This window comes from Defluviimonas salinarum (assembly GCF_026013545.1).
In the GTDB taxonomy this organism is placed as follows: Bacteria; Pseudomonadota; Alphaproteobacteria; order Rhodobacterales; family Rhodobacteraceae; genus Albidovulum; species Albidovulum salinarum.
The window spans coordinates 86,361-106,872 of the sequence record NZ_JAPDOG010000015.1; the positions used below are offsets into that span (position 1 = coordinate 86,361).

Annotated in this window: 18 protein-coding genes and 1 riboswitch; of the genes, 11 read left to right on the top strand and 7 right to left on the bottom strand. The window is 67.6% G+C overall.

Annotation, left to right across the window (positions count from 1 at the left end):
• Positions 1-7: 7 nt before the first annotated feature.
• Positions 8-108: riboswitch (glycine riboswitch) on the bottom strand.
• A gap of 124 nt (positions 109-232) precedes the next feature.
• Positions 233-802 carry a gamma-glutamylcyclotransferase family protein gene (locus tag OM960_RS16325; RefSeq protein ID WP_264772710.1) on the top strand — a complete coding sequence of 190 codons (570 nt, stop codon included), beginning with the start codon at positions 233-235 and terminating at the stop codon, positions 800-802.
• A gap of 16 nt (positions 803-818) precedes the next feature.
• On the top strand, positions 819-2,060 hold the full coding sequence (pepT, locus tag OM960_RS16330) for a peptidase T (protein WP_264772711.1): 1,242 nt from the start codon (positions 819-821) through the stop codon (positions 2,058-2,060).
• 128 nt (positions 2,061-2,188) lie between these two features.
• Here the strand turns inward: pepT and gltX are convergent, their stop codons facing one another.
• Complete coding sequence (gene gltX / locus OM960_RS16335) at positions 2,189-3,511, bottom strand: glutamate--tRNA ligase (RefSeq protein ID WP_264772712.1); 1,323 nt, start codon at positions 3,509-3,511, stop codon at positions 2,189-2,191.
• A gap of 75 nt (positions 3,512-3,586) precedes the next feature.
• On the opposite strand from gltX, the gene OM960_RS16340 reads away from it, so the two are divergent.
• On the top strand, positions 3,587-3,994 hold the full coding sequence (locus OM960_RS16340) for a metallopeptidase family protein (protein ID WP_263338391.1): 408 nt from the start codon (positions 3,587-3,589) through the stop codon (positions 3,992-3,994).
• A gap of 98 nt (positions 3,995-4,092) precedes the next feature.
• Here the strand turns inward: OM960_RS16340 and OM960_RS16345 are convergent, their stop codons facing one another.
• From OM960_RS16345 to OM960_RS16360, 4 genes are all read right to left on the bottom strand, one after another.
• Positions 4,093-5,133 carry an SH3 domain-containing protein gene (locus tag OM960_RS16345; protein WP_264772713.1) on the bottom strand — a complete coding sequence of 347 codons (1,041 nt, stop codon included), beginning with the start codon at positions 5,131-5,133 and terminating at the stop codon, positions 4,093-4,095.
• A 96-nt stretch (positions 5,134-5,229) separates the two neighbouring features.
• The gene (locus tag OM960_RS16350) at positions 5,230-5,655 is read right to left on the bottom strand and encodes a DUF1801 domain-containing protein (RefSeq protein ID WP_264772714.1); all 426 of its coding nucleotides are present in this window, start codon (positions 5,653-5,655) and stop codon (positions 5,230-5,232) included.
• Between the two features lie 36 nt (positions 5,656-5,691).
• Positions 5,692-6,645 (bottom strand): endonuclease/exonuclease/phosphatase family protein, encoded by a 954-nt coding sequence (locus tag OM960_RS16355; RefSeq protein WP_263338381.1) that lies wholly within the window; start codon positions 6,643-6,645, stop codon positions 5,692-5,694.
• 91 nt (positions 6,646-6,736) lie between these two features.
• Positions 6,737-8,395, bottom strand: a complete 1,659-nt coding sequence (locus OM960_RS16360; protein WP_264772715.1) for an NAD+ synthase — start codon at positions 8,393-8,395, stop codon at positions 6,737-6,739.
• 244 nt (positions 8,396-8,639) lie between these two features.
• Here OM960_RS16360 and OM960_RS16365 point away from each other — a divergent pair, with 244 nt between their 5' ends.
• From OM960_RS16365 to OM960_RS16400, 8 genes are all read left to right on the top strand, one after another.
• Positions 8,640-10,187: an MORN repeat-containing protein gene (locus tag OM960_RS16365; RefSeq protein ID WP_432759524.1), complete on the top strand. Its 1,548-nt coding sequence runs from the start codon at positions 8,640-8,642 to the stop codon at positions 10,185-10,187.
• A 230-nt stretch (positions 10,188-10,417) separates the two neighbouring features.
• Positions 10,418-11,980, top strand: a complete 1,563-nt coding sequence (locus tag OM960_RS16370) for a 2-isopropylmalate synthase (protein WP_263338378.1) — start codon at positions 10,418-10,420, stop codon at positions 11,978-11,980.
• Between the two features lie 539 nt (positions 11,981-12,519).
• Positions 12,520-13,557: a rod shape-determining protein gene (locus OM960_RS16375; RefSeq protein ID WP_263338377.1), complete on the top strand. Its 1,038-nt coding sequence runs from the start codon at positions 12,520-12,522 to the stop codon at positions 13,555-13,557.
• Between the two features lie 34 nt (positions 13,558-13,591).
• Positions 13,592-14,518, top strand: a complete 927-nt coding sequence (gene mreC / locus OM960_RS16380) for a rod shape-determining protein MreC (RefSeq protein WP_263338376.1) — start codon at positions 13,592-13,594, stop codon at positions 14,516-14,518.
• Entirely contained in the window at positions 14,511-15,050 is a 540-nt protein-coding gene (locus OM960_RS16385) for a rod shape-determining protein MreD (RefSeq protein WP_263338375.1), read from the top strand. Before mreC ends, OM960_RS16385 begins: the two co-directional genes overlap by 8 nt.
• The gene (gene mrdA, locus OM960_RS16390) at positions 15,047-16,987 is read left to right on the top strand and encodes a penicillin-binding protein 2 (RefSeq protein WP_264772716.1); all 1,941 of its coding nucleotides are present in this window, start codon (positions 15,047-15,049) and stop codon (positions 16,985-16,987) included. The genes OM960_RS16385 and mrdA overlap by 4 nt, the downstream gene beginning before the upstream one ends.
• Positions 16,984-18,123, top strand: a complete 1,140-nt coding sequence (gene rodA, locus OM960_RS16395) for a rod shape-determining protein RodA (protein WP_264772717.1) — start codon at positions 16,984-16,986, stop codon at positions 18,121-18,123. The genes mrdA and rodA overlap by 4 nt, the downstream gene beginning before the upstream one ends.
• 2 nt (positions 18,124-18,125) lie before the next feature.
• On the top strand, positions 18,126-19,067 hold the full coding sequence (locus tag OM960_RS16400; protein ID WP_264772718.1) for a 2-hydroxyacid dehydrogenase: 942 nt from the start codon (positions 18,126-18,128) through the stop codon (positions 19,065-19,067).
• Positions 19,068-19,070: 3 nt separating this feature from the next.
• Here the strand turns inward: OM960_RS16400 and OM960_RS16405 are convergent, their stop codons facing one another.
• Both OM960_RS16405 and OM960_RS16410 read right to left on the bottom strand, forming a co-directional pair.
• Entirely contained in the window at positions 19,071-19,865 is a 795-nt protein-coding gene (locus OM960_RS16405) for an SseB family protein (RefSeq protein ID WP_264772719.1), read from the bottom strand.
• Positions 19,858-20,454, bottom strand: a complete 597-nt coding sequence (locus OM960_RS16410) for a uracil-DNA glycosylase family protein (protein WP_264772720.1) — start codon at positions 20,452-20,454, stop codon at positions 19,858-19,860. Before OM960_RS16410 ends, OM960_RS16405 begins: the two co-directional genes overlap by 8 nt.
• Between the last annotated feature and the right edge of the window lie 58 nt (positions 20,455-20,512).

Below are 20,512 nucleotides of genomic sequence, written 5' to 3' on the forward strand. Positions count from 1 at the left end.
GAGTTCCACTGCCAGAACGGTCCTTGCGCCTGAGAGTTTACCGGGGCGGTTGCTCCTTCGGCACCGGCCCGGGTCTCTGACCCCACCGGATTCTCCCGATCTGACACGGCTTGAGTACCCGAATCCCGGGGCGTCTGGCAATAGGGTATACAATGGGATACATTATTGCGCGCTCCCTCAAGCCGCCGCAACATGCTTGCCCGAGCGACATTTTTGTTCCATAGGCGACCCCGTGACCGGCGACAGACACCCCGCTTTTTTCGGCTATGGCTCGCTCGTGAACCGGGCGACGCATGACTATGCGCCCGGCGAACCGGCGCGGCTCGCGGGCTGGCGCCGGGTCTGGCGGCACACGCGGCTCCGCCCCTGGCCCTACCTCTCTGCCGAGCCGGCCGCGACCGAGATCGACGGCCTCGTCGCCGCCGTGCCGCGCGACGACTGGGCGCTTCTCGACCAGCGCGAGGCTGCCTACCTGCGCCACCCCCTACTGCATGACCACCTGACCACGACGCCGGGCTGGGCCGACCGGGTGGAAATCTACGCCGTCGACGCGGCGCATGGATTGCCGCCGAACGACCAGCCGATCCTCCTGAGCTATCTCGACACCGTGGTGCAGGGCTTCCTGCGCGAGTTCGGCGAGGCGGGCGTCGCCCACTTCTTCGCCACGACCACGAGCTGGACCGCGATCCTCGACGACCGCGCCGCGCCGCATTACACACGTCACCAGAAGACCAGCGCCGCCGAGCGCCGGCTCACCGACGACCATGTCGACGTCCTTGGCCTGACCCGCCGCAAGGCGTGACCCCGGAGAATGTGTGATGAGAACCGACTTCGACCGTGAACTCGAAGAGCGCCTTGTGCGCTACGCCGCCATCGACACACAGAGTGACGAGAATACGGGCACCAAGCCCAGCACCGCGATCCAGCTCGACCTCCAGCGCCTGCTCCTCGCCGAACTGACCGGGATCGGCGCCTCGGAGGTGCGGCTCACCGATTATGGCGCGGTGCTCGCCACGATCCCGGCCACCGCCGAGGGCGCGCCGGTGATCGGCCTGCTCGCCCATGTCGATACCGCGCCGCAGTTCCACGCGGCCGGGGTGAAGCCGGTCGTCCACCGCAACTACAATGGCGGCGCGATCAGCTTTGCCGACGCGCCGGGGCTCACGCTCTCGCCAGACATCTCGCCCTATCTCGGCGAAAAGTCCGGACATGACATCATCACGGCGAGCGGCACGACCCTGCTCGGCGCCGACGACAAGGCCGGTGTCGCCGTGATCATGAGCGCGGCGCGGCATCTCCTCGCCAATCCCTCCATCCCGCATGGGCCGATCCGCATCGCCTTCACGCCGGACGAGGAAATCGGCGGAGGCGTCGACGCACGCCTGCCCGCGGACCTTGCCGCCGACTTCGCCTTTACGTTCGATGGCGCGGCGGTGGGCGAGATCGAATACGAGAGCTTCTCCGCCGACATGGCGACCGTGACCGTCACGGGGGTCTCGATCCATCCCGGCACGGCGAAGGGCAAGCTCGTCAACGCGCTCCATCTCGGATCGAAGATCGTCCAGACCCTGCCGCACGTGACGATGACGCCCGAGACGACGGAGGAGCGCGCGGGCTTCCTCCACGTCTACGAGATGAAGGGCTCGGCGGCGAAGGTGGTGTTGAAGATCATCCTGCGGGACTTCGAACTGGACGGGCTCGCGGCGAAGGGCGAGCTCTTGCGGCAGGTCTGCGCGACGGTTCAGGCAACCGAGCCGAGGGCCGAGATCACCTGCGAGATCCGCGCGCAATACCGAAACATGCGCTACTGGCTGGAAAAGGACATGACCCCGGTGGACCTCGCCCGCGCCGCCTGCCGCGATCTCGGGATCGAGCCGGTTTCCATCCCGATCCGCGGCGGCACCGACGGGTCGCGGCTGACCGAGTTGGGCGTGCCCTGCCCCAACCTCTTCACCGGGATGCAGGAAATCCACGGGCCGCTGGAATGGATCAGCGTCCAGGACATGGCGGTGGCGACGCAGCTTTGCCTGAAGCTCGTCGAGCGCGCCGCGCGACCCTGAACGCCCTGCACCGGCGACCGGGAAGCAACCAACGCGATCGGACAGCCCCCACCGGCTTCGGGCGCCACCCCTCCCCCTCGTGGGGAGGGGATGGGGGTGGGGGGCCGCCCCCACGCCGCAACCGAAGCTCAGCCCTTCGCGCGCACCTTCTGCAGAAGCGGCATGAGTTCCGCCATCTCCGGCCCGTGCGGCTGGCCGGTCAGGGCGAGCCGCAGCGGCATGAAGAGCCCCTTGCCCTTCCGCCCGGTCTTTTCCTTCACGGCCGCCGTCCATTCCCCCCAGCTCGCCTCGGTGAAAGGCGGCTCCGGCAGGAGCGCCACCGCCTCGCGCACGAACTCCGCGTCCTCGGCCGCGATCACCGGCTCGGCCCCGTCGCGGCAGAGCACCCACCAGGCGCCGAGATCGTCGAGCGTGGTGATGTTCTGCGACGCGACGCGCCAGAATCGTTCGGCCATCTCCGCCGGCACGCCGAGCCCGGCGATCCGATCCTTCACCGCCTCGAAGGGCAGTGCCTGGTTGCGCTGGCGCGTCAGCGGCCAGAGGTCCTCGGCATCGAACTTGGTCGGCGCCGCTCCGAACTGGCTCAGATCGAACCCCTCGGCGATCTCGTCGAGCGACAGCTTCAGCTCCGCCGGCTGCGACGAGCCGAGCCGCGCCATCAGGCTCAACAGCGCCTCCTTGGCCACGCCCTGCGCCCTGAGATCGCGCAAGGACAGCGTTCCGAGCCGCTTCGACAGGCCCTCGCCCTGCGGGCCGGTCAGGAGCGAATGGTGCGCGAAGGCCGGCGGCGTGCCGCCGATCGCGCGCATGATCTGGATCTGCGTCGCGGTGTTGGTCACATGGTCGGCGCCGCGCACGATATGGGTGATCCCCATGTCGATGTCGTCGACCGAGGAGGCGAAGGTGTAAAGTACCTGACCATCCGCACGGATCAGCACCGGGTCTGAGACCGAGGCCGTGTCGATAGACACGTCCCCGAGGATGCCGTCAGCCCATTCCGTCCGCTGCTGGTCGAGCTTGAAGCGCCAGTAGCCCTCGCGCTCGGCCCGGAGCTTGTCCTTCTCGGCCGCCGACAGCGCCAGCCCCGCGCGGTCATAGACCGGCGGCTTGCCCATGTTCAGAAGTTTCTTGCGCTTGAGGTCGAGCTCGGTCGGCGTCTCGAACACCTCGTAAAGGTCGCCCGTCTTTCGCAGATCCCCGGCCACCTCGCCGTAGCGGCCGAGCCGCTCGGACTGCTTTTCCACCCGGTCCCAGTGCAGGCCGAGCCAGTCGAGGTCCTCTTTGATCCCGTCGGCATATTCCTGTTTCGAGCGTTCCTGGTCGGTGTCGTCGAGGCGCAGGATGAAGGTGCCGCCGGTCTTTCGGGCGATGAGGTAGTTCATCAGCGCGGTGCGCAGGTTGCCGACATGGATGTAGCCGGTCGGCGACGGGGCGAAACGGGTCACGGTCATGGGATGTCTCCTGTCGCGCCCCCTCTTTCACAGGGCGCGCATTTTGTCCATATGATGGGGGCCAAGGAGATACGCATGAATGACTGGCTGGGGCGCGCCGCGCCCGATCTCGACACGATCGAGCAGATGGCGCGGGCGACGGTCGCAGACCTGCCGCCCGCCTTCGCCGCGCCCGCGCGCGCCATCGTGCTCCGGGTCGAGGACTTCCCGCCCGAGGACATCCTCGAGGACATGGACATCGAGGATCCGTTCCAGCTCACGGGACTCTACATGGGAATCCCGCTCACCGAAAAGTCGGTGATGGATATCGTCGACCGCCCCGACACGATCTGGCTCTTTCGCCGGCCGATCATCGACGAATGGGCCGAGCGCGGCGACGTCACGCTCGGCCAGCTCGTCGCGCATGTGATGGTGCACGAACTCGCGCACCATTTCGGCTGGACCGACGAGCAGATCGCCATGATCGACCGCTGGTGGGAGTGAAGGGCGCCCGAAGCGCCCCCGGATCAGAGGCTGCCCTCGCCCGTGATCGACTTCAGCGTTGACGTGGCGCCGCCGGAACAAAGGGCCCGAACCCGGCGTCACTCGATACTAAAAATCACGTTGTAGTCGGCGGTCCCTCCGCCGCGGTTGATCACTTCCACCACATGATCACCCGATTGGCAGAGCTGGCCGCGGTACTCCTGGCGTGCAGCAATCTGGTCGAGCAGAAACGACTTGTCGGGATTGAAGATCTGGTACGACACATCCGGACTGCCGGTCGCGACGCGGACGGAGAGGAACTGGCCGCTCTGCGCACCGAGGACGTAGCGCCGCGACTCGCCGGGGGCCAAGGCCCCGGTCAGTTCCGCCCCGCCTGCGCCAGCCGTGAACTGGACCCGCTCCGTCGAGGTTCCGCCCGCCTGACCCACGGGCGCGGCCGCCGATCCCGTGCCCTCGACCAGGAACTCCCCGGCCGCCCAGCCCTCGTAGCCGGGATCCGCAAGCATCGCGACGCGGCACCACCGGCGCCCCTCCGCCATGCGGCAGCCGAGATTGCGCAGGTCGGTACCGTTCTCGACCCGCGTGACGACGCCCGCCCCGGAAGACGGCCCCGCACGCAGGTTGAGCCCGCCACCCGACGTGCGCACCGCGTAGAAATCGGGACCGCCCTGCAGGCTATCCGCATAGTCGCCCTCGACCACCGCGCCGGTCGTTCCGCTGATGCCGATGTCCAGCGTGTAGCTTGACCGCTCGCCGCGCCGCGCCGCCGAGCGCATCATGTAGACCGAGATCGTGTATTCCCCCGAGGACGGAAGCGTGGCGTCGAACCGGTTGAGGTCTGGGACATTCGCGCCGGTCATGCTGCTGTTGGCGAGCGCCGCATCGCCCAGACCGTTGCCCGGCGCATAGACGTTGAAATAGGTGGCGAGGTTGGAGGGCGAGAGCGTCACGGTCATACGCTGTCCCGCCTCGGCCCCGACCATATAGGAAACCGACTCGTATCCTTCGATCTCGCCCCGGATCGACGCGCTCGACGCGCCCGCTGCGAACCTCACCTGTTCGGTCCGGATGCCCTCGGCCGTCGCTTGCGACGGCACCGCCAGCAGACACAGGACCACCACCGAAAAAAAGCGTATCATCAAAACGCTGCCCCCCCCGGATCAAAGAAATCTTAATGACGCGCGTTCGGCGGCGACCCTGACGCAAGCGGCTGCCACCAGCCAAACCCGCGGCCGTCACCGGGCCTCAACGGGCCAGTGCGTCTCTAGATCGTCAAGTCCCGCCCGGATCAACCGAGCCAGCACCGCCTCGTCGATATCGGAGAGCCTTTTAACATAGAGGCAAGACTTGCCGAGGCGATGCCTGCCGAGATCCGCGAGGATGTGGCTGTAATCCGTGTAGCCGGGCATGATGTAGATCGTCAGCGCAGCCTTTCGCGGCGAAAATCCGGTGGCTAGGAAATCGCCCTCGCGCCCGCTCGCGTAGCGGTAATGATAGCGCCCGTAGCCGATGATCGACGGCCCCCACATCACCGGCTCGAACCCGGTGACCTCGCGAAAGAGCGCATCGAGCCGCAGCGCCTCATCCCGCCGGGACGGCGGTTCGACCCCAGCCATAAAGTCCTGCACGGAAAAGTCGGTCGGGACGGTCTTGTTGGCCATGGCCAAGTCTCTGCCCGTCCCGCCACTTTTGTCCAGTCAGAACGACACCTCCGCCAGCGTCGCCCGGTGATCCGAGGGCCAGGGGTCGACCGCCAGTTCGGTGCGCGGCCCCGTCTCGCCGACGATCCAGGCGCCGGTGACCGTCAACCCTTCGGCCCTGGCGAAGGCAAAGTCGATGCGGTCGTGATGGTCCTCGGGGTCCGCCTCATCGCCTTGTGGGGTCCAGGTATAGGCAGGCTTGGCGACCGGGTCGGGCCAGACCGCGCGGTAGGTGTCGACGAACCCGGCCTCCGACAGGAGGTGCGTCGTCGGCCATTCCACCTTCACCGGCTGCTGACCGGCAGCGACGGCGGCATCGGTCCAGTCGTATTCCGAGGGCTCGTTGAAATCGCCGAAGACGAAGACCGCCGCCGCACCGTCCGCCGCCGTCATGTCTTCGAAGAGCAGGTCCATCGCGGGCCCGCGCGTCTTCGTCGCCCAGTCCTGCGCCTCGGCCTCGGTCTTGATGAAGGGGGCGGGCCCGTATTCGATGCTCAGAAGCTGGTAGGGCTGATAGGGCTCGTCGTCGTGGTGGATGTTGAAGGCCCAGACCGTCACCCCGTTCACGTCGATCGGCACCCCAAGATCATGCGCGGTCGGCGTCCCGATCGGATAGCGCGACAGGATCGCGTTCGCCCAGAGGGCGACGTTTTCCTGGCTCTGGTCGTAGTAATAATAGCCCAGCGCCTCGGCGATCTCTTTCGCCACGCTCTCGCCAACCGCGGCGCAAGCCTCGGCGGTGCAGTCCTCCGGCTCCAGCCGGGTTTCCTGCATCCCGATGATGTCGGGATTGGCCGCCTTCAGCACGGCAACGGTTTCCTCGACGCCCTTGCCCTCGTTCGCACCGCCGCCCCAGATATTGTAGCTCATGATGCGAAGCGTCGTTTCGGCATGTGCCGAACCCGCCCCCAGCAGCGCTGCGACAAGCCCAGTTACCAAATGCGTCTTCATGAACGTCTCCCTGTTATGGACGCCCGATGGTCAATTACGTCGAAGATTCGCGCAAGAATTTTTTTGACTGATCATTCAATCAGCAAAAATGCTACGTGTCATCCCGCCAGCGATTCACGATCGGGTAGCGCCGGTCCAGCCAGAACGCCTTCCGCGTCAGCCGCACCCCCGGTGCCGACTGGAACCGTTTGTATTCGCTCGTGAAGACCAGCTGTTCGACGCGCTTCACCGTGTCGCGGTCGAAGCCCGCGGCCACCACTTCGGCCACCGACTGGTCGCGGTCCACGAGCCGTTCGAGGATCGCGTCGAGCACCGGATAGGGCGGCAGGCTGTCCTCGTCCTTCTGGTCGGGCCGGAGCTCCGCCGAGGGCGCCTTGGCGATCACCCGGTCGGCGATCACCTCGCCCTCCGGCCCCTTCATCCAAGGCCGGTGGTTGGCATTGCGCCAGCGGCAGGTCTCGTAGACGCGGGTCTTGTAGAGATCCTTCAGCGGGTTGTAGCCGCCCGCCATGTCGCCATAGATCGTGGCATAGCCCACCGCGACCTCGGACTTGTTGCCGGTCGTGAGCAGCATCTCGCCGAACTTGTTCGAAAGCGCCATCAAGAGAAGCCCGCGGAGCCGCGACTGGATGTTCTCTTCGGCGACGCCGGGTTCGGTCCCCTCGAAGAGCGGCGCGAGCGTCTCCGTCACCGCCGCCCGCGGCCCCGCGATCGGCACCGTGTCGAGCCGGCAGCCGAGCGCCTTCGCGACGCTCGCCGCATCCTCCAGCGAATGCGCCGACGTGTATTCGGAAGGCAGCATCACGCAGCGCAGGTTCTCGGGCCCCACCGCGTCCGTCGCGACTGCTGCCACGAGCGCGGAATCGATGCCGCCCGAAAGCCCGAGCAAGACCTTTCCGAAGCCCGATTTCGCGAGGTAGTCGCGCAAGGATTCCACCATCGCGCGATAGTCCAACTCCCATTCGTCCGGCATCGGGTCAAGCTCGGTCCGCGCCGCCTGCCAGCCCCTGTCGGTGCGGCCGAACTCGACGTGACGGATGCATTCGTCGAAAACCGGCATCTGCATCGCGAGCTCGGCACCGGCGTTGAGCACGAACGAGCCGCCGTCGAACACCTGATCGTCCTGGCCGCCGACCATGTTGAGATAGACGAGCGGCAGCCCGGTCTCGATCACGCGCGACACCATCACCGCCACGCGGGTATCGTACTTGTTGCGGTAATAGGGCGAGCCGTTCGGCACGAGCAGGATCTCCGCCCCGGTCTCGGCGAGCGTCTCGGTCACGTCGTCGAACCAGGCATCCTCGCAGACCGGCGTGCCGATCCGGACCGGGCCGATCGCGTAGGGTCCGCTCACCGGCGCAGAGGAGAACAATCGCTCCTCGTCGAAGACCGCCTCGTTTGGCAGGTGATGCTTCAGCACACGCGCCACGACCTTGCCGCCCCTGAGCACCCAGTAGGCGTTGTAGAGCTTGCCACCCTCCCGCCACGGCCCGCCGATGCCGAGCGCAGGGCCATCGGCGCAGTCGCGCGCAAGCGCCTCGATCGCGGCCATCGCTGCATCGGTGAAGGCGGGCTTCAGCACCAGGTCCTGGGTCTGGTAACCGGTGATGAACATCTCGGTCAGCGCGACCATGTCGGCGCCAGCGGCCCGGCCGGCCTCCCAAGCGGCGCGCGCCTTCGCGGCGTTGGCGGCCAGCGCACCCACGGTCGGGTTGAGCTGGGCGAGGGTCAGGCGGAACGTATCGGCCATGCGGGCTCCCGGGAAATTTTGGATCCCGTATTACCAAACCTGCCGCCGAGGGGAAGCATTGATCCCGAAAGGCGGCAGAACGCACCGGGCGTCGCCGGACGACTTGTCACCGGGGCATGCCGGAATTAGGGTCGGCGCGGGGCAGCAACGGCGCTCCGGTCCGGAGCAGCCGCGCCTCGTGCGGTGACATGCAGTCCGGTCCGGGTGGCGCGGCGGCAGCGATCGAAAGGCGGAGCGGGAAATGATGCGCATCGACGGTGCAGGACTTCGGTCGGTTATGCTGGCGGTCATGGTCACCGCGGCGGGGGCCGCGGCCGGCCAGGAAATCGTGACCAAGGAATACGAGGACGGCGGCATCTACGAAGGCACGTTCAAGGACGGCAAGCAGCACGGCAAGGGAACCTACCGTCTGCCAAACGGCTACGAGTATTCCGGCGACTGGGTCGAGGGCGAGATCCTCGGCACGGGCACCGCGCGCTACCCGAACGGTTCGGTCTACGAGGGCGACTTCGTCAAGGGCAAGCCGCACGGCAAGGGCAAAATCACCTTCGGCGACGGCGGCACCTACGAGGGCGACTGGGTCGAGGGCGAGATCCAGGGCGAGGGCAGCGCGCATTATGCCAACGGCGTCACCTACACCGGCAGCTTCGAGAAGGCGCTGCATCACGGCAAGGGCCGGATGGAGAGCCCCGGCGGCTATGTCTACGAAGGCGACTGGGTGAAGGGCGTCAAGGAGGGCAAGGGCACCATCACCTATCCCGACGGCGCGATCTACGAAGGCGACATGCTGCGCGGCCAGCGCGCCGGCCAGGGCAAGCTCACGCTCGCCGACGGGCTCGTCTACGAAGGCGCCTGGGCGGAGGGCCAGATGAGCGGCAAGGGCAAGCTCACCCAGCCGAACGGAGACATCTACGAAGGCGAACTCGCGGGCGGCAAGCGGCAGGGCCAGGGCAAGGTCACCTATGCCAACGGCGACGTCTACGAGGGCGGCTTCGTCGCCGACCAGCGCCAGGGCAAGGGCACGTTCACCGGCACCGACGGCTACGTTTACGAAGGCGACTGGGTCGAGGGCCGGATCGAGGGCAAGGGCCGCGTCGCCTATCCCGACGGCTCGGTCTACGAGGGCGACTTCGCCGGCGACCTCGCCCACGGCACCGGCAAGATTACCTATGCCGATGGCGCCTCCTACGAGGGCCAGTGGAAGGACGGCGTGATCGAGGGCGACGGGATCGCGCGCTACACCAACGGCCTCGTCTACGAAGGCGCGTTCAAGGCCGGGAAGAATCACGGCCAGGGAAAGATGACCTATCCCGACGGCTATTCGTATGTCGGCAGCTGGCAGAACGGCGCGCGCGAGGGCGAGGGCGTGGCGACCTATGCCGACGGCACGGTCTATACCGGCACCTTCAAGAAGGGCCAGCGCGACGGCAAGGGCGAGATCGTGATGCCCGACGGCTTCCGCTACGCCGGCGGCTGGAGGGCCGGCGAGATCGACGGCGAGGGCACCGCGACCTATCCCAATGGCGACGTCTACGAGGGCAGCTTCAAGGCCGGCAAGCGCCAGGGCCAGGGCATCATGCGCTACGCCACCGGCGAGACCGCCTCGGGCAACTGGAGCGACGACAGGCTGAGCGAACCGGACGCGACCTCCACCGCGCCCGAGCCGCAGCCCGATGCGGCGCCCGCGACCGACCCGGCCGCGGGCGACGAGGCCGCGACGGAACCGGCACCGGCCGATCCCGCTACCGAGCCGGCCAATGGCGCCCCGGCCGGGGAAGCGCCCGCAAACTAGGACAGGCAGGGCCGGGCGGGATGATTTTTCGCTTTTCCTTTCGCCCGCCGTGCGTATAGTCGCGCCCCATGACACGGAGCCAGCATATCCACGCCGCATCGGGTGCCCTGCGCGCCCTGCCGCTCCGTGCCCTTCTCCTCCTTAGCTGCCTCTGAGCGTGCCCTTGGGCGCGACCGCTCAGAGGTGACCAGCGCCAGGCAATGCTAAGGAACGAAAGAGAGATCAGAACGATGACCGACAAATCCAAGCAAGACCGCGTGGTGATCTTCGACACGACGCTGCGCGACGGCGAACAGTCGCCCGGCGCGACGATGACCCACGACGAGAAGCTCGAGATCGCCGAGATGCTCGACGAGATGGGCGTCGACATCATCGAGGCGGGCTTTCCGATCGCCTCGGAGGGTGATTTCGCGGCGGTGAGCGACATCGCGAAACAGGCGAAGCAATCGGTGATCTGCGGCCTCGCGCGGGCGAACTTCAAGGATATCGACCGCTGCTGGGAAGCCGTAAAGCATGCGCGCCGCCCGCGCATCCACACCTTCATCGGCACCTCGCCCCTGCACCGCGCCATCCCCAATCTCGACATGGACCAGATGGCGGAGCGGATCCACGACACGGTGACGCATGCCCGCAACCTCTGCGACAACGTGCAGTGGTCGCCGATGGACGCGACCCGGACCGAGCATGACTACCTCTGCCGCGTGGTCGAGATCGCGATCAAGGCCGGCGCCACGACGATCAACATCCCCGACACGGTGGGCTACACCGCGCCACGCGAATCCGCCGCGCTGATCCGGATGCTGATCGAGAAGGTTCCGGGCGCCGACGAGATCATCTTCGCCACCCATTGTCACAACGACCTCGGCATGGCGACGGCGAACGCGCTCGCCGCCGTCGAGGCGGGCGCGCGGCAGATCGAATGCACGATCAACGGGCTCGGCGAGCGCGCGGGCAACACCGCGCTGGAAGAGGTCGTGATGGCGCTCAAGGTCCGCAACGACATCATGCCCTACCGGACCGGCATCGACACCACGAAGATCATGAACGTCTCGCGCCGCGTCGCCGCCGTCTCGGGCTTCCCGGTGCAGTTCAACAAGGCCATCGTCGGCAAGAACGCCTTCGCGCATGAAAGCGGCATCCACCAGGACGGGATGCTGAAGAATGCCGAGACCTTCGAGATCATGCGCCCCGAGGATATCGGCCTCGCCGCCACCAACCTCGTGATGGGCAAGCATTCGGGGCGCGCGGCACTCCGCTCGAAGCTGAAGGACCTCGGCTACGATCTGGCCGACAACCAGCTCAACGACGTCTTCGTGCGGTTCAAGGCGCTCGCCGACCGCAAGAAGGAGGTCTATGACGACGACCTCGTGGCGCTGATGACCGACCAGGCGTCGGAGGCCGCGGGCGATCTCATGCAGGTCAAGTTCCTGCGCGTGATCTGCGGCACCGAGGCGCCGCAATCGGCCGACCTGATCCTGACCATCGACGGCAAGGACCACCAGGTGACCGCGCAGGGCGACGGGCCGGTGGACGCGGCCTTCAACGCGGTCAAGAAGCTCTTCCCGCACGACGCGCGGCTCGCGCTCTACCAGGTTCACGCGGTGACCGAGGGCACCGATGCGCAGGCCACCGTCTCGGTGCGGCTTGAGGAGGACGGCAAGATCGTCACCGGCCAGTCCTCGGACACCGACACGGTCGTCGCCTCGGCCCGCGCCTATGTCAGCGCGCTCAACAACCTCGTAGTGCGGCGCGCCAAGACCAAGCCCGAGGACGAGCTGAAGTCGGCCGGCTGAACGACCCGCGGGGCCGCGCTACGGCGCGGCCCCGCCTGACGCCTCACAGGCTCGAAACCGCACTGTACCCGGACGGGATTGACCGACCGCTCGGATCAACCCGGATGCTGGCCCTCACGACACGGCCCAACACCTCTTCGGGTCTTCCGGAGTAGACGGTCTCGCCCGCGGCGCGCCTAAACGCATGGCGTCAAAGTACGAGAATCCACGCCAGTCCCCCCAGCGGACGCGACGTCGCTATAACACAACTCCTCCGCCATCCACCGTCAGAATGCCAGCGCCGCGCTAGACGTGGCGAGCCTGATCGCGTCTGGCGCGAGACCGGATCAGCGCGTGGTTTGTAAAAAATGTTTGAATAGTGAAATAAATTGCCACGTTACTTCCAGAAATCCTCCAGTAATGATGATATTTTGATAGCGGCAGATTCCCGCGAAGGCGTGAAATGACGCCTCTTTCGCCTCTGGGTCCCAAGGCCTATAAGAGACGCGGCCTGCGGTCACGAGTCGCGGGCCGGGATCTGTTGGGGACAGGATTTGGACATGGCAAGTTGGGGCGGGCTGTTTTCGTCGGACATGGCGATCGACCTTGGGACGGCGAACACGCTCGTCTACATGCGCGGCAAGGGGATCGTTCTGAATGAGCCCTCTGTCGTCGCCTACCATGTCAAGGACGGCAAGAAGCAGGTGCTCGCGGTGGGCGAGGATGCCAAGCTGATGCTCGGCCGCACCCCCGGCTCGATCGAGGCGATCCGGCCGATGCGCGAAGGCGTCATCGCCGATTTCGACGTCGCCGAGGAGATGATCAAGCACTTCATCCGCAAGGTCCACAAGCGCACCACCTTCTCCAAGCCGAAGATCATCGTCTGCGTGCCCCACGGCGCCACCCCGGTCGAGAAGCGGGCGATCCGGCAGTCGGTGCTGTCTGCCGGCGCCCGGCGTGCGGGGCTGATCGCGGAGCCCATTGCGGCGGCGATCGGCGCCGGCATGCCGATCACCGACCCGACCGGCTCGATGGTCGTCGACATCGGCGGCGGCACGACCGAGGTCGCGGTGCTCTCGCTCGGCGACATCGTCTATGCGCGCTCGGTCCGCGTGGGCGGCGACCGCATGGACGAGGCGATCATCAGCCACCTGCGCAGGCAGCAGAACCTTCTCATCGGCGAGTCGACCGCCGAGCGCATCAAGACCTCGATCGGCACCGCGCGGATGCCCGATGACGGGCGCGGCGCCTCGATGCAGATCCGCGGCCGCGATCTTCTGAATGGCGTGCCGAAGGAGATCGAGATCAACCAGGCCCAGGTCGCCGAGGCCCTCGCCGAGCCGGTCCAGCAGATCTGCGAGGCGGTGATGACCGCGCTCGAGGCGACCCCGCCCGACCTCGCCGCCGACATCGTCGACCGCGGCGTGATGCTGACCGGCGGCGGCGCGCTGCTCGGGGAGCTGGACCTGGCGCTGCGCGAGCAGACCGGGCTTTCGATCTCCATCGCCGACCAGTCGATGAGCTGTGTGGCGCTTGGCACCGGCAAGGCGCTGGAGTATGAAAAACAGCTCCGCCATGTGATAGACTACGACAGCTGAGGCCCCGGCCTGGCGCCCCGACCGCGAGGCTCAAGTGGCCCGAGACCACCGACCCGATATCGATTTCCGAACGCCGATGCGCCGCATCCTGATTGGGGCGCTCGTCTTCGTCTTGGCGTTGACGTTTCTGATCTGGCGCATCGACAGCCCGCGGGTCGAGCAGTTTCGCGCGGCCGTCATCGACCGCGTCGTGCCCAACCTTGACTGGGCGCTCCTGCCGGTCACGAAGTTCGTCGACATGGTCGAAGGCTTCCAGTCCTATGCGAGCCTTTACGAGCAGAATCAGGAACTGCGCCGCGAGCTGCAGCAGATGAAGGCTTGGAAGGAGGCGGCGGTTCAGCTCGAACAGCAGAACGCCAAGCTTCTCGCGCAGAACCAGGTGAGGCTCGATCCCAAGCTCACCTCGGTCTCTGGCGTCGTGCTGGCCGATGCCGGTTCGCCGTTCCGGCAGTCGGTGCTCCTCAACGTCGGCGCACGCGACGGAATCGTCGATGGCTGGGCCACGATGGACGGGCTCGGACTCGTGGGCCGGATCTCAGGGGTCGGCCAGACCACTGCCCGGGTGATCCTGCTGACCGACGCCTCGAGCCGGATCCCCGTGACGATCCAGCCTTCCGGCCAGAAGGCGATGCTCGTCGGAGACAATTCCGCCGCGCCTCCGGTCGAATTCCTAGAGGCGCCCGAGCAGGTGCGCCCCGGCGACCGCGTGATCTCCTCGGGCGACGGCGGCGTGTTTCCGGCTGGTCTCCTCGTCGGGCAGGTCGAACTGGACAAGGACCGCCGGCTCCGGGTGCGGCTCGCCGCCGATTACGAGCGGCTCAATTTCCTGCGCGTGCTGCGCAGCCACCCCGCCGAACAGATCACCGCGCCCGGAAGGCTGATCGCGCCGGCCATCCCCCCGCGCGCCGATACCCTCCCCGCCGCCGAGGCGGCACAGCAACCGGAGGCCGGCGATGGTTGACCCCGCCACCGCCCGGCGCCTCCGCCACTGCCTGCTCTTCCTCGGCCTCGCCGCGGCGATCCTCTTCGCGCGGCTGCTGCCGCTGTCCACCGTGCCTCCGCGTTTCCCCGGGCCCGACCTCATTCTCTGCCTCGCGCTCGTCTGGGTGATGCGCCGTCCGGATCAGGTGCCCGCTCTGGTGATCGCGATGGTGTTTCTCGTCGACGACATCCTCGCGATGCGTCCGCCGGGATTGTGGGCGCTGATCGTGCTCCTCGGCACCGAGTTCCTGCGTGGCCGCGAGGCGACCCTGCGCGACCTTCCGTTCGCCGTCGAATGGAGTATGGCCGGCGCGCTGATCCTCACGATGATGCTCGCCAACTGGTTCGTGCTGGCGGTCTTCATGGTACCGCAGATCGGTCTCGGACCGACGGTACTCCATGCCCTTGCCACCGGCCTCGCCTACCCGCTCGTCCTCGCGGCAACGCTCGCGGTGTTGCGGCTGCGCGGCCCGGCGCGGGGCGAGCCCGACACCCGCGGAGGGTGGCGATGAGACGCCCCCCCCGCGACAGCCAGGAAAGCTTCCGCACAATCAGCCGCCGGGGCCTGATGCTCGCCTCGCTTCAGGCGGTCTTCATCGGGACTCTCGCGTACCGGATGCGCTACCTGCAGGTCGACCAGGCGGATGAGTTCCGGCTCCTCGCCGAGGAGAACAGCATCAAGGTGCGGCTTCTGCCGCCCGCACGCGGCCTGATCGTCGACCGCAACGGCGCGGTCGTCGCCAGCAACGAGCAGAACTACCGCATCACCATCATCAAGGAAGATGCCGACGACACCGAAGCCGTGCTCGACCGGCTCGCGCGGCTCATTCCGCTGTCCGACGACGACCGCGAGCGCACCCTCAAGGAGGCCGGCCGCACGCCGACGCTGCCGATCACCGTCGCCGACCGGTTGAGCTGGGAAGAGTTCAGCCGCATCGCGGTCAACGCACCGGCCCTGCCCGGCGTCACCACGGAGGTCGGCCTGTCGCGCCACTACCCGCTCGGCCCTGACCTTGCCCATGTGCTCGGCTATGTCGGCCCGGTCAGCGACTACGACCTGTCGAAGATCGAGGACCCCGATCCGCTGCTGAAGATCCCGCGCTTCCAGATCGGCAAGATCGGGCTTGAGGCCAAGCTCGAGGCGGATCTGCGCGGCAAGGCGGGGTCGCGCCGGATCGAGGTGAACTCCACCGGCCGCGTGATGCGTGAGATTGACCGCAAGAAGGGCGATCCGGGCGCAAGCATTCAGATCACCATCGACCGGCGGCTGCAGAATTACGTCCAGGCCCGGCTTGGCAGCGAAAGTGCCGCTGCCGTAGTGATCGATGTCCGGACCGGCGACATCCTGGCGATCAACTCGGCGCCGAGCTTCGATCCGAACATGTTCGTGCGCGGTATTTCCGGCCCCGAATACCGTACGCTGACTGAGAACGACCACCGCCCGCTCGCCGACAAGTCGGTGCAGGGCGCCTATCCGCCGGGCTCGACCTTCAAGATGGTGGTTGCGCTCGCGGCGCTCGAGGCAGGCGTGATCGGGACAGGCGACACCGTCTGGTGCCCGGGCTATACGAAGCTCGGCAACCGCAGGTTCCATTGCTGGAAACGCGGCGGACACGGCCATGTCGCTCTGACCGAGAGCCTCCAGAAATCCTGCGACGTCTTCTATTACGAGGCGGCCCAGCGCGTCGGCATCGACGCGGTGGCGGCGATGGCTCGGCGGCTCGGGATCGGGGTGCGCTTCGACCTGCCGATGTCGGCGATCTCGGAAGGGCTCGCGCCGGACAAACAATGGAAGCAGGAGAAATACGGCCAGGGCTGGATGATGGGTGACACGCTCAACTCCGGCATCGGCCAGGGCTATGTGCTTGCCTCGCCGCTGCAGCTCGCGGTGATGAGCGCGCGGATCGCTACCGGGCGTGAGGTGATGCCGCGGCTGGTACGCTCGCTCAACGGGGTAGAGGTTCCCTTGGCCGAGCCGCCCTCGCTCGGACTGAACGAGAATGCTCTGCGCGCGGTGCGCAAGGGCATGTTCGACGTGTCGAACTCGCAGCGCGGCACCGCCTACCGCTCGCGCATCGTCGACGAGACGATGTGGATGGCGGGCAAGACCGGCACCAGCCAGGTGCGCAACATCACGGCCGCCGAACGCGCTCGCGGCGTCACCAAGAACGAGGACCTGCCGTGGGAACGGCGCGACCACGCGCTCTTCGTTGCCTTCGCGCCCTATGACGCGCCGCGGATCGCGGTCTCGGTCGTGGTCGAGCACGGCGGCGGCGGCTCTCTCGCGGCGGCGCCGATCGCGCGCGACATCGTGCTGCAGGCGCTGAACGAAGGCTTTCCGCCGCTCACCGCCTATCCGGCCGACCAACGGGAGGGGATCGAGGCCGCGCGCGAAGAGCTGCAACTCATGGAGCCCGAAGGGCCGAGCGGGGGCCGGTCGCGCGCATGAGCTACCTGGAATACAACGTCAAGACGGTGCCGACGGGCCTGCGCAAGGTCCTCCACGTCAACTGGCCGCTGGTACTGCTGCTGACCGCGGTCGCCTCGGTCGGCTTCCTGATGCTCTATTCGGTCGCGGGGGGACGGATCGAGGTCTGGGCCGAGCCGCAGATGGAACGGTTCGCGGTCGGGATCGTGGCGATGCTCGCGATCGGCTTCGTACCGATCTGGTTCTGGCGCAACCTCTCGGCAGTGGCCTATCTCGTCTCGCTTCTCCTTCTGGTCGCGGTCGAGATCGTCGGCACGATCGGCATGGGCGCCCAGCGCTGGATCGAGCTCGGCCCCCTCAGGCTGCAGCCGTCGGAGCTGATGAAGATCGCGCTGGTGATGCTGCTCGCGGCCTATTACGACTGGCTCGACGTCAAGAAGGTCTCGCATCCGCTCTGGGTCATCATCCCGGTAGTGATCGTGCTGGTGCCGACCTTCCTCGTTCTGAAGCAGCCTGATCTCGGCACCGCGATCCTCCTTCTTGCCGGCGGCGGCATCGTGATGTTCGTGGCCGGGGTGAGCCTGTGGTACTTCGCCGCGGTGATCGCGCTCGCCGTCGGGCTGGTGTTCACGGTGTTCGAGAGCCGCGGCACCGAATGGCAGCTGATCAAGGACTACCAGTTCCGCCGCATCGACACCTTCCTCGACCCGAGCACCGACCCCTTGGGTGCGGGCTACAACATCACCCAGGCGCAGATCGCGCTGGGATCCGGTGGCTGGGCCGGCAAGGGCTACATGCAGGGCACCCAGTCGCGGCTGAACTTCCTGCCGGAAAAGCACACCGACTTCATCTTCACGACGCTCGCCGAGGAGTTCGGCTTCATCGGCGCCGTCTCGCTGCTCACGCTCTATGTGCTGATCCTGGTCTTCTGCATCCAGTCGGCGCTGTCGAACCGCGACCGGTTCTCGGCGCTCCTGACCTTCGGCGTGGGCGGCACGTTCTTCCTGTTCTTCATGGTGAACATGTCAATGGTCACAGGGTTGATGCCGGTCGTCGGTGTGCCGCTGCCGCTCGTCTCCTATGGCGGCACCGCGATGATCATCCTTCTCGGCGCCTTCGGCCTCGTCCAAAGCGCCCATATCCACCGACCGAGGTGACGATGCCGATCAAGGTCTATTTCGCCGCCGGAGCCGAACGCTGGCCAGCCTACCGCGAACCGCTTAGGGCCGCGCTGTCCGAACTCGGGATCGCCGCGGACCTGTCCGACAGCGCGCCTGACCCGGCGGCGGTCGATTACATCGTCTACGCGCCGGGCGGCCCGGTCACCGACTTCTCCCCCTATACCGGCTGCAAGGCGGTCCTGAGCCTCTGGGCCGGGGTCGAGCGCATCGTCTCCAATCCGACGCTGACCCAGCCCCTGACGCGGATGGTCGATCAGGGCCTGACGGAAGGCATGGTCGAATACGTCACCGGCCATGTCCTGCGCCACCACCTCTGCATCGACGCGCATATTCACGGCCAGGACGGCATCTGGCGCCAAGCCTCCCTGCTGCCGCCGCTCGCGCGCGAGCGGCCGGTGGCGATGCTCGGCCTCGGCGCGCTCGGTCAAGCCTGCGCGGCTGCGCTCGCGGCGCTGAACTTCCCGGTCTTGGGCTGGAGCCGCAGCCCGAAGTCGATCCCCGGCATCGACTGCCACTCCGGCGACACGGGCCTCGCCTACGTCCTGTCGCGCGCGGAGATCGCCGTGCTTCTGCTGCCGCTCACCGCCGATACGCGCGACCTGATGACCGCCGGAAGGCTGGCGCTGATGCCCGAAGGTGCCGCGATCATCAATCCCGGCCGTGGCCCGCTGATCGACGACGCGGCCCTTCTTGCGGCCCTCGATGCCGGCCAGATCGGCCACGCGACGCTCGACGTCTTCCGGGAGGAACCGCTGCCCCCCGGCCATCCGTTCTGGGCGCATCCGAAGGTCACCGTCACGCCGCACATCGCCGCCGAGACCCGCCCCACCACCGCCGCGCGCGTCGTGGCCGAGAACATCCGCCGCGGCGAGGCGGGCGAGCCCCTCCTCCACCGCGTCGACCGAGAACTCGGTTACTGAGTCTTACCGCAGCTTCGGAGGCCGCGCCGGATCCATGCCCGGCGCTGAGGGCGCCAGCACCTGCGCCGTCTCCACCTGCGGCTCCGGTAGGTCGAACCTGAGCGCCACGCGCAGGATCCGCGACGTGAGCGCGTCGTCCGCCGTCAGGAAGGCGACGTCGATCTCTCCCGCCTCGATGCCGGAGAAGACCAGCGCCTCCGACACCGCCTTGGCGAGCGCCGTCTCGGCCCCGGCCCGCGCCCCCTCGAAGGCGAGAAGATGCCCGCGCCGGCCGCCCTCGTAGCCGACGGCCACCAGATGCGCCGCCCACGCCAGCCCGGCGAGGCCCGCGAGCTTGGCATCGAGCGCCGCGACCACCGCCTCGGGCAGGCCCGCCGGGGCCGCGACCGAGATGGGCCGCGCCTCGGTATGCTCGGGCACATGGGCGAGCGTCCCTGCGAGCCAAGCGAGCGCCTCGGCCGGCATCAGGAACTCCGACGGCGCCACGCCCAGATTTAGCCCGAGACCGACGCCCTGCCCCGCCAGTTCCCGCGCCACCACCCGGCCGGGCAGGGCGACATAGGGCACCACCGCCTCAGCGAAGGCCGCGAGCCGTTCCTCGCTGTCGAACGCGACCGCGAACGGCCCCTCCTCCAGCGCGAAGAGCTGCGGTGCGACTGCGTCGTCCACCGGCTCGGCCTGCAGGAGCAGGAACAGCTCCGCATCGGCCAGCCGCTCGTAGAAGCGCAGCCGCGCCGCGTCGTCCTCGGGCGCTGCCGCCATCGCTGCATGGGCGCGGTCCAGTATCGTCTCAGCCATCGTCCAGAACCTCCGAAATCCGCGCCCGCGCGGCCGGCAAGAGCTCGGCCTCGAACCAGGGATTGCGTTTCAGCCAGCCGATATTGCGCCAGGACGGATGAGGCAAGGGAAAGACGCGCGGCGCGTGGTCACGCCAGCCTGCGACCGTCTCCGTCACGCCACCCTTCGCCGCCCCGGAACCGAGGTGCCAGCGATGCGCGTAGCCGCCGACGAGAAAGGTCACGCGGACCTCCGGAAGCCCCGCCATCACCCGGCCGTGCCAGGTCTCCGCGCAGCGTCGCGGCGGCGGCAGGTCAGCGCCCTTCGCGTCGTAGCCGGGAAAACAGAAGGCCATCGGCACGATCGCCACCCGGTCGCGGTCGTAGAAATCCGCCTCGTCAAGGCCGAGCCAATCTCTGAGCCGGTCACCCGACGGGTCGGTGAAGGGCCGGCCCGAGGCATGGACCCGCGCGCCGGGCGCCTGGCCGGCGATCAGCACCCGCGCCGCGGGCCGGAACCACACGACCGGGCGCGGCTCATGTGCGGTCGCGGTCCGCGCGAAGTCCCCGGCGCAAAGCCGGCAGGCGGATATCTCGTCGGTTACTGTCATGGCCGCACTCTGCCCGGCCGGCCGGCGCGGGAAAACCCGGAATCGCTTCACTTCGACG